The following is a 1,431-nucleotide window of genomic DNA, read 5'->3' on the forward strand; positions in this document are numbered from 1 at the left end:
TGGACTGCCCCCAAGAAGTTGGACACCAATCCAACCCTTGGGGGATCTATGGGTAAGTACACCGAGCAATTCAAGCTCACAGCGATCACAGCCTACCTGGATGGCAGCAACGGTTTCCGAAAGGTGGCTCAACACTTAGGTATCGATTTCAGCCTGCTTCGACGCTGGGTGGCCAGTTATCAGGCCAATAATGGCATTGGTCCAGGCTCGCATGGGCGGCGCTATACCAGTGATTTCAAACAGCAGGTGCTTAGCTATATGCACGAGCATCGGCTTTCGCTGCGCCAGACCGCTGCCCACTTTGGTCTTGGGCAGTCCTCTCAGATAGGCATTTGGCAGCGGCAGTACTACAGTGGCAGTCCTGCACCCTCTACTGCCATCAAGCCAAGAAAGCCAATCGACGTGTCGAAGAAGATCAAGCCTGCCAAACCCACCGATACCAATGATGATCAGAAGTCTCGAGATCAGCTGATGGCTGAACTTGAGTACCTGCGCATGGAGAATGCTGTCCTAAAGGAGCTCAAGGCTCTGCGCGAGGAAAAGGAACGAACACGCGGGAAAAAGTCCTGATCGTTTCCAAACTCAAGCGCAGGTTTCCTTTGCCTGACCTCCTTCAGTTGGTCGAGCTGGCGCGCAGCACCTTCTACTACCAGCTCAAAGCTCAGCAGAAGCCAGACCGGCATGCTGAGCTCAAGGCATTGGTGCATCGCGTCTATCACGAGCAGAAACGGCTTTATGGTTATCGCCGTATCGCACTCGTAATCAGGAAGGAAAAGCGGGTGAACAAGAAGGTCATTGAACGGCTGATGGCTGAGCAGGGATTGAAATCAGTAGTGCGCCCCAAGAAATATCGCTCCTATCGAGGTACCGTCGGCAAAGTGGCAGCGAATGTACTGGAGCGAAATTTTGTCGCTCAACGCCCAAACCAGAAGTGGGTGACTGACGTAACCGAGTTCAAAGTAGCTCAACAGAAGCTCTATCTGTCGCCCGTGATGGATTTGTACAACGGCGAAATCGTGGCCTACGAAATGGCCAGCCGCCCGTGCTATAGCCTGGTTGGGAACATGCTTGGCAAAGCGCTCGATTGCCTGGGAGAGAAACCGAAGCTCGTGCTGCATTCGGATCAGGGATGGCATTACCAGCAGGCGCAATACCGCCGTAAGCTAAGCGAATGCGGGGTAAAGCAAAGCATGTCCCGAAAAGGCAATTGCCTGGACAACGCGGCCATGGAAAGCTTCTTCGGCACGCTGAAATCTGAGTTTTTCTACCTGAAGCGTTTCGAGAGCATTGATGAGCTGAGAGCGGGTCTGGATGAGTACATTCACTACTACAACCATGATCGCATCAAGCTGAGGCTCAATGGCCTGAGCCCTGTGGAGTACAGGGCTCAGGCTGCAGCTTAAAACTGTCCAACTTTTGGGGGGCAGTCCA

At 53.3% G+C, this 1,431-nt stretch carries 1 protein-coding gene; it reads left to right on the forward strand.

Translation table 11 applies throughout. The annotated features are described in order from the left end of the window. Positions 1–48 precede the first annotated feature (48 nt). Positions 49–1,403, forward strand: a protein-coding gene (locus tag V7787_RS52765; RefSeq protein ID WP_098089532.1) for an IS3 family transposase whose coding sequence is annotated in 2 segments (ribosomal slippage) — positions 49–522 and positions 525–1,403 — 1,353 coding nt in all. Because the reading frame shifts where the segments join, the coding sequence is not laid out codon by codon here. The last annotated feature ends 28 nt before the right edge of the window (positions 1,404–1,431 follow it).

This window comes from Pseudomonas sp. CGJS7 (assembly GCF_036961695.1).